The 7,577-nt window shown below is 33.7% G+C and carries 7 protein-coding genes; 1 reads left to right on the forward strand and 6 read right to left on the reverse strand.

Translation table 11 applies throughout. From position 1 onward, the window contains the following. Positions 1 to 118: 118 nt before the first annotated feature. On the forward strand, positions 119 to 907 hold the full coding sequence (locus CLCOS_RS16080) for a dimethylarginine dimethylaminohydrolase family protein (RefSeq protein WP_063602503.1): 789 nt from the start codon (positions 119 to 121) through the stop codon (positions 905 to 907). Positions 908 to 960: 53 nt separating this feature from the next. On the opposite strand, the gene CLCOS_RS16085 is transcribed toward CLCOS_RS16080, so the two are convergent. The 6 genes from CLCOS_RS16085 to CLCOS_RS16110 are packed head-to-tail and all read right to left on the reverse strand — an operon-like array spanning position 961 to position 7,422. Continuing rightward, the gene (locus CLCOS_RS16085) at positions 961 to 2,109 is read right to left on the reverse strand and encodes a RuBisCO large subunit C-terminal-like domain-containing protein (protein ID WP_063602504.1); all 1,149 of its coding nucleotides are present in this window, start codon (positions 2,107 to 2,109) and stop codon (positions 961 to 963) included. Positions 2,110 to 2,132: 23 nt separating this feature from the next. After that, entirely contained in the window at positions 2,133 to 3,140 is a 1,008-nt protein-coding gene (locus CLCOS_RS16090; RefSeq protein WP_063602505.1) for a transketolase family protein, read from the reverse strand. A 15-nt stretch (positions 3,141 to 3,155) separates the two neighbouring features. Then, entirely contained in the window at positions 3,156 to 4,082 is a 927-nt protein-coding gene (locus tag CLCOS_RS16095; protein ID WP_063602506.1) for a transketolase, read from the reverse strand. Between the two features lie 22 nt (positions 4,083 to 4,104). Continuing rightward, on the reverse strand, positions 4,105 to 5,154 hold the full coding sequence (gene mtnA / locus CLCOS_RS16100; protein WP_063602507.1) for an S-methyl-5-thioribose-1-phosphate isomerase: 1,050 nt from the start codon (positions 5,152 to 5,154) through the stop codon (positions 4,105 to 4,107). A 19-nt stretch (positions 5,155 to 5,173) separates the two neighbouring features. Beyond that, positions 5,174 to 6,397, reverse strand: a complete 1,224-nt coding sequence (gene mtnK / locus CLCOS_RS16105) for an S-methyl-5-thioribose kinase (RefSeq protein WP_063602508.1) — start codon at positions 6,395 to 6,397, stop codon at positions 5,174 to 5,176. A gap of 23 nt (positions 6,398 to 6,420) precedes the next feature. Next, entirely contained in the window at positions 6,421 to 7,422 is a 1,002-nt protein-coding gene (locus CLCOS_RS16110; RefSeq protein ID WP_063602509.1) for an ABC transporter permease, read from the reverse strand. Between the last annotated feature and the right edge of the window lie 155 nt (positions 7,423 to 7,577).

Consider the following 7,577-nt stretch of genomic DNA (forward strand, 5'->3'; position numbering starts at 1 on the left):
TTTCTAAAAAGCAAAAAAATTTTCGTTTTTTTAGAAAAAGATAACTGTATTAGTGGACTCCAACATTGGCATAAGTTTTGCTCTAATTAATTGTTAAAATTATAAGGAGCTGATTATTATGATAAAAAACGTAATAGTAAGAAAACCAAGCAAAAATTTTGCAGATGGAATAACTACGTCAAACCTTGGAAAACCTGATTATAAAAAAGCATTGAAACAACATGAACAATACATTAAAGCATTAGAAAAATGTGGATGTAATGTTACTATACTAGATGCTGATGAAAAGTATCCTGATTCAACATTTGTAGAAGATGTAGCAATTGTAACTGAAAAATGTGCTATAATAACAAAGCCCGGTGCAGAGTCAAGAAAAGGCGAAGAAAAAGAAATAATTGATGTGCTTAAAAAATTTTATAATAACATAGAATTTTTATCTGGTGATGCATGCCTTGATGGTGGAGACATATTAAGGTTTGAAAATCATTTTTATATAGGTCAATCAAAAAGAACAAATGCGGAAGGTGCAAAACAACTTACAGAAATACTAAACAAATATGGATATACAGCTTCAACAGTACCGGTAAAAAAAATACTTCATCTTAAAACAGGAATAGTTTATTTAGGGAAAAATACTTTTATTGGAACTGGTGAATTTATAGATAATGATTCATTTAAAGATTTTAAAATTATAAATGTAGATGATGATGAGGCATATTCAGCAAACTGTATAATGATGAATGATAATCTTATAATTCCAAAAGGATTTAAAAAATCAAAGAAGAATTTAGTAGATGCAGGTTATAAAATTGTTGAAGTTGAAATGTCCGAATTTGAAAAAATGGATGGAGGACTTACATGCCTTTCATTAAGAATACCTGTAAGTGCTGCTAATAACTTAGAATAAAGTGTAAATAAGGTGGGATCCTTATCCCACCTTATTTCAAAATACATTTCTGATCATATAAGATTTTCAACTAAATCCTTAAAATACTTGCAGGTATCAGCCATACTATGCCCCTTTCTAAACAATCCTCCACCAATTAAAAATGCCACATCGTCACCATAAGCCTTATAGGATTCTGGTATATTTTCAAGATTCATTCCACCTGAAGGACAAGGAAGTACAGATTTTAATTTTCCAAATTCTTTTTTACAATTTTTAGAGACTCCAACACATTCTTCTCGAGAAAAAGAAAATCTACCTAAAAAATTAGGATAAATAGTAGCATCAGCTCCTGAAATCCTTGCAATATCACCAAATAGCACTTTATGGGATATGCCTTCATTTCCTAGGACAAAGCTTCCCTGAAATGCAGGATGACTTATAACTGGAAGGGCTATACTGCCATCATCTGCAACTTGTCTCATTGCGTCAAAACCAGTAAGACCAGGTGCAATTAAAACTCCTCCCGCTCCAAATTTTTTCGCAATTCTTGCCCTATCTAAAATTTCACCTGCTGGTGCAGTTATATTTGGTACATATATTGTATTCCTACCTGTTTTATCATTTGCCCTTTTTACAGCTTCACTGCACAATTTAACTCTCTTTTCATAAGGACAAAAAGGTTGATTTGTAAGGCCGTGATCATCTTTTATTATATCAATTCCTCCAACTGCAAATTCATATGCAATATGGGAGAGTTCCTCTGCACTTACTCCCATGGGCTTTAACGCTGTAAATAAAAGTGGTCTCTTAGGCACATTTAATAATTTTCTAATACCTTTTATGCCAAAACGAGGTCCTTTAAAACTGTCAGTTATTTTTTCCGACAAATTAACTTTTTCAACCCTTACACCTGGCTTTATGCTTGTGTTTCCAAATATAACATTTATAAGTTGTGTAAGCTCATAAGCAGTAGCATCTTCAGGGTAACTTATATTAACCTGAAATACTCCCTCTTCTAATTTATTAAAAGATTCTATTTTGCCAACTATGTTATCTTTTATTATTCCTTCTGGTACGACATCCTCTGGAAATTCCACTGTCTGTTCTATACATATATCCTGTGCTTTTCTATAGGCTTCTTTTTCATCTCCCTGTACTTTATAGGTTACACTAAACCTTTCCTGGGGAAGCTTCAAATCACTTTTACCAGTAAAAAACATACTTATTTCCACCTCTTTTAAAATTACAACGCTTCTGGCTTGGCGTCACTGTGAACTGCTGCTATAAAAGCTTTGTCAAGATCTTCTTCCTTTATATTAAAATTCCGTCCTACCAACTTTTCAACTTCTTCTATAAGAGCTTTTGCATCTATCTTATACTCTTTCATCAAATATTGTTTGCTGGCACCATGGACAAAAGTATCTTTTATTCCTATTCGTACAAGTTTTTTCCCTATACCTTCTTCCGCTAATTTTTCAGCTACAATTGTGCCAAGTCCCCCAATTGTAGAGTGATTTTCAATAGTTATTACACCATACTTTGATTTTGCTATAGCTTCAATTACCGAATGGTCATTAAATGGTTTTAAGGTGGATATATGCATATGCTGAATGGAGAGTCCCTTTTTCTTTAATTCCTTAATTGCCCTTATAGCTTCTTCCGTACATATACCACTGGAAAGCACAACTACATCGCTTCCTTTACTAAGTACTCTTGCCTTTCCAAATTGCATAGGTTCTGAAGCCTTAAAGAGCCTTGGTATTTCCCCTCTTAACATTCTTATATAAACAGGTCCATTAATAGCTTTTGCTACATCAAGAACGGATTCAACTTCAGTGGCATCCCCACACTCAAGTATAGTCATATTAGGAAGTGAGCGCATTACTGATATGTCCTCAATGGCCTGGTGCGTAGCTCCACCTGGAGATATAATTCCAGGTAAAAATCCAAACATTTTTACAGGTAAATTTGGATATGCCACAGACATAGCTATCTGATCATAAGCTCTCCTATATATAAAAACTGCAAAAGTGTGAACAAAAGGTATAAAACCTTCTCTTGCAAGTCCGCCTGCAAAGCTTAACATATTTTGCTCTGCTATTCCCATTGAAAAAAACCTATCAGGATAGGTATCCCTGAAAGTATCAACTTCCACAGAACTAGTTAAGTCAGCAGATAAAACTAATATTTCAGGTTTATCCTTAGCCCATTTTATAAGATTCTTTGAATGTACTTTGGTTTCTATTTTCATAAATTTCAACCTCCTTTATTGAAACTTCTTACTCAATTTCTTGAATTCTCTTCTGTAACTTTCTCTTTCATCTTCAGTTTTAAATCTTACATAGTGGAACTTAGGTTTTCTCTTATTTAGTATATTGATTCCCCTAGAAGGATTTGTATCACATAATATAAATGTAGGTCTTCCATCAGGTTTTAAATTTCCAAGGGCTGAAATAGCATCTACATCGTGTCCATCTATTCTGAACACCCTGGCTCCAAAAGCTTTTAGTCTTTCATGAAAAGGTTCTATATTCATTACTGTAGTCATTTTTCCATCACACTGATATCCATTTATATCAACATAAGCTATTATATTATCTAGTTTGTGATAGGAAATAGCCTGTACTGCTTCCCAAAATTGTCCAGATTGACATTCACCATCAGATAAAAATACAACTACTCTTCCCTTCTCTTTCTTTAATTTACGTGCAAGGGCAATACCACCTGCCTGGCTTATGCCCTGTCCCAAAGATCCTGTAGTAACCTCCATACCTGGAGAATGTTCTGCACCAATCATTTCGACAGAACTTCCATCCTTATTGAACTCATCAAGACCAGAAGTATCCATACGTCCAACTTCTATTAGTGCTGCATATAGTACAAGCGCATACTGTGCTGGAGAAAGTATAAATCTATCCGTATCCTTTGATCTTTCTCCATTATATATGCCACCGTTAAAATAACTTTTATTATCAGGTCCCGGAGTCCCAGGAAATTTGGGTGGGATAATAGGCTTTTCAACTTCATTTAAATTCAACACTTTTAAATAAAGAGTTGAAAGTATTTCTGCTGAAGAGCAGGCCTGACTCAAATATCCTCCATTGTTTTCTATAGTGTGTTTTAAAACTCTAAGTCTTATTCTGTTTGCCACTTTATAAACTTCATCTTCCCATGTGTCCTTTAATTCTCCCATAACTTCCTCCTTAATAAGCTTTTTACAAAATTTTCTTCAGATTTTCACTAAAAGGTGGATATACTATCCCCTTTTCAGTTATTATTGCCGTTATAAGTCCCTCATCCGTTACATCAAAAGCAGGGTTGTAAGCTTTCACACCCTCAGGTACCATAGGCTTTATATACCATTTTGTAGTTATTTCTTTCTCAGGTCTTATTTCAATTTTTATGTCTTTACCACTTTTACAATTCAAATCTATAGTTGAAATCGGTGCACATACATAAAAAGGTATATTATAGTATTTTGCAAGTATTGCTACAGAAGAAGTTCCTATTTTATTTGCAGTATCTCCATTTGCTGCCACCCTATCACATCCTACTAAAACCGACTGTATTTTTCCTTCCTTCATAACAATGGATGCCATATTATCACATATTAGCGTAACATCTACTCCTGCCTGTTTTAATTCCCAGGTAGTAAGCCTTGCCCCTTGAAGCAACGGTCTGGTTTCATCTACAAATACTTTAAAATCATATCCTCTTTCGCTTCCCAAATATATAGGTGCAAGAGCTGTACCATATTTAGCAGTAGCTATAGTACCTGGATTACAGTGAGTCAAAAGTCCAAAGCCCGGTTTTAAAAGTGAAAGAGCATATTCTCCAATAGATTTACATACTTTTTCGTCTTCTTTATATATGTTATCTGCTTCTTCCTTTAAAGCAGTTTTTATATCAGCAATAGCATTCTTAGATTCTTTTTTCAACCTTTCTTCCATACGATTAAGAGCCCAAAATAAATTTACTGCAGTTGGCCTTGAAGATGCTAAATATTCCTTTGTCTTTTTAAAATATTCATACAATTGTTCATAACTTTGTGCATCACATTTTTTTACAGAAAGATATATTTCATAAGCTGCAGTTATGCCTATGGCAGGTGCCCCCCGAACTTTAAGTTCATAAATAGCATCCCAGACATCTTTTTGAGTTTTTAATTCTATAAATCTTTTTTCTCCTGGCAGGAGAGTTTGATCAAGTATTATAAGAGAATTATTTGCATCATCTAGAATTACAGATTGTACAACTTCTGACATTTTTTCATCTCCTCATATGCTAAAACTTGTTTTCCGCATCTTTAATTACCTGTATAAAATCCACTCCACTTTTTATATTTTCTCTGTCCAAAATAAACTTTTTCGAAGATAGAAGGCATATCTTTTCTGCCCTTGTTCTCTTTTCAATGTCTTTTATAGAAACTATATCACTCACATGGGCAAGTCCAATGATTCTCCTTGCAAGTTCTAGGCCAACTACAGCTGAGGTATCCTTTAATATATTTCCTAAATAATATTCTAAAAAGCCCTCATAATTTGCCACCTTCTCGGAAACATTTTCTTTCCATGAAGCTTTAAACTTTTTAGAAAATAAATCTATAATATCAATTATTGTAACCTCCAACCATCCTTTATAATCTTCCTTTTCTTTTTCATCCAATATTGCAGCTTCTGCATTTTCATAAGCAAATATCAAATTTGCAATTACATTTCCAATGTCATAACCTGCAGGTCCATAAAAAGCAAATTCGGAGTCAAACACCTTTGTGGAATCTGATTTCACAAAAATTGAACCTGTATGCAAGTCTCCATGTATAAGAGACTGGGCATTTGTCATAAACTCAAATTTCAATTTTGCAGTTTCTAAAAGAAGTTTTTTATCATTCCACAAATTGGAGGCTGCAAATTTTTTTGTTTCAGGTAATAAATCGTTTCTTGAGCAATCATAAAAAGGCTCAGTATAAACAAGATCTTCTGTTATTTCACAAAGCTCCGGATTTATAAAGTCTTTTACTAATTCCTTTTTTTTCTTGTGATTTGTTGCCACGTCCGAAGTTAAAAGAAGAGTATTAACTAAAAATGTAGTAATATGATCTGCAAACCTTGGAAATTTTTCATGTTTATTTAAAGCTGTACGCATTATTTCATAATCAGATAAATCTTCCATGGCAAAACAATTCATTATACTGTCATATTTATAAATTTTAGGTACAAGACCTCCAGAAAGCTTATATTGAAGCTCTAATATTTCACTTTCAATTCTGTTTCTGTCCGGAGATACCTTAAATTCATCAGAAATTCTAGCTACAGGACCTGCCTGTTTAATTATTATGGATTTATTACTTTTTTTATCTTGAATTTTAAATACATAATTTAAATTTCCATCTCCTATTTCCCTAGAAGTAAGCTCTGCATCCCCATCAAAAAAATCTAACTGCAGTTTTGCATATTGGAGTACATCCTTTTCAGTCATTGTAAAATATTCATCTGTAAATTTACCCATATTTCATATCTCCTTTCTCAAAATTATTTCTTTTTATAATAAGTGAGAGCCAGTGCAAAGGCTAAAACTATACCTTTTACAATGTCCATTGCATAATATGGAACCGACAACATAACAAGTCCATTTTGAAGTATTCCTATAAGAACTGCTCCTGCAAAGGTTCCAATGGCATTGGGTTTTCCTGACCCTCCTACAGAAAATCCTATAAATGTTGCTGCCACAGCATCCATAAGATAAGGTGAACCTGCATTTATTTCTGCAGTTTGAACTCTTGCTGCCAGCATTATTCCTCCAACACCTGCAAGAAAAGCCGATATTAAATAGGCATATACCCTATACTTGTTTACCGGTATCCCAGAAAGTCTTGCTGCTTCCATATTTCCACCAATAATGTACATATACCTTCCATGTTTGGTTTTAGTTAAAAATATGTGTACGATAAGAACTATAATTATCATTACTATAATAATCCAGGGAAGCTGTCCTAAAGTTGTAAAGAATTTGGTAAGTTTACCCTTTGCAAAATTTCCATTTGCCATTACCATGTTCTGAGATATAGCAGCCCCCCTTGTATAAGTAAGAGCCACCCCTTGAAATACAAACATAGTAGCAAGTGTCATAAGCATATCAGGTACTTTCACTTTCACAATCATTATGGCATTTATAACTCCTACCACAAGAGATGCCAGTATGGCAACTATTATAGAAGTAACACTGTCTTGGTTATGCCATATGAACATGGCCATAACTACGGCTCCAGATAATGAGGCAGTAGAGCCTACAGACAGGTCAAACCCTCCTACAGTTAGAGAAACTGTAACTGCCACCGCAATTATTGTAACAATGGAAATGGAACGCAGTATATTTACCACATTACTTGGCTCAAGAAACTTTCCTCCCATAATTCCAAAGAAAATGATGAGCAGTCCGATTGTAATTAGAGTTCCATATTTATATAAAAAGTCAAATATATCAATTTTTTTCTTATCTACAGTTATATCATTTTTAGTGTTTTCACTACTCATTTCCTACATTCCCCCTGTTGAATAATATGTACGCTCTCGAAAACTCAGAGAGCTTGATTTTTATATAGTATAAGGTTCAGCATCTCTGCTTCACCCCTAATATTTAAGCTAAATTAATATCATATTTTCCAATAAACTTATTACCAGTAGCATCC

The sequence above is a fragment of the Clostridium coskatii genome (assembly GCF_001675205.1).
GTDB classification, from domain to species: Bacteria; Bacillota; Clostridia; order Clostridiales; family Clostridiaceae; genus Clostridium_B; species Clostridium_B ljungdahlii.

What these genes read in the sequence shown, in the direction of transcription:
- mtnA (WP_063602507.1), bottom strand. Translation starts at nt 5,154, where the DNA reads ATGTCAGAAGTTGTACAATCTGTAATTCTAGATGATGCAAATAATTCT.
- CLCOS_RS16110 (WP_063602509.1), bottom strand. Translation starts at nt 7,422, where the DNA reads ATGAGTAGTGAAAACACTAAAAATGATATAACTGTAGATAAGAAAAAA.
- CLCOS_RS16080 (WP_063602503.1), top strand. Translation starts at nt 119, where the DNA reads ATGATAAAAAACGTAATAGTAAGAAAACCAAGCAAAAATTTTGCAGAT.
- CLCOS_RS16090 (WP_063602505.1), bottom strand. Translation starts at nt 3,140, where the DNA reads ATGAAAATAGAAACCAAAGTACATTCAAAGAATCTTATAAAATGGGCT.
- mtnK (WP_063602508.1), bottom strand. Translation starts at nt 6,397, where the DNA reads ATGGGTAAATTTACAGATGAATATTTTACAATGACTGAAAAGGATGTA.
- CLCOS_RS16085 (WP_063602504.1), bottom strand. Translation starts at nt 2,109, where the DNA reads ATGTTTTTTACTGGTAAAAGTGATTTGAAGCTTCCCCAGGAAAGGTTT.
- CLCOS_RS16095 (WP_063602506.1), bottom strand. Translation starts at nt 4,082, where the DNA reads ATGGGAGAATTAAAGGACACATGGGAAGATGAAGTTTATAAAGTGGCA.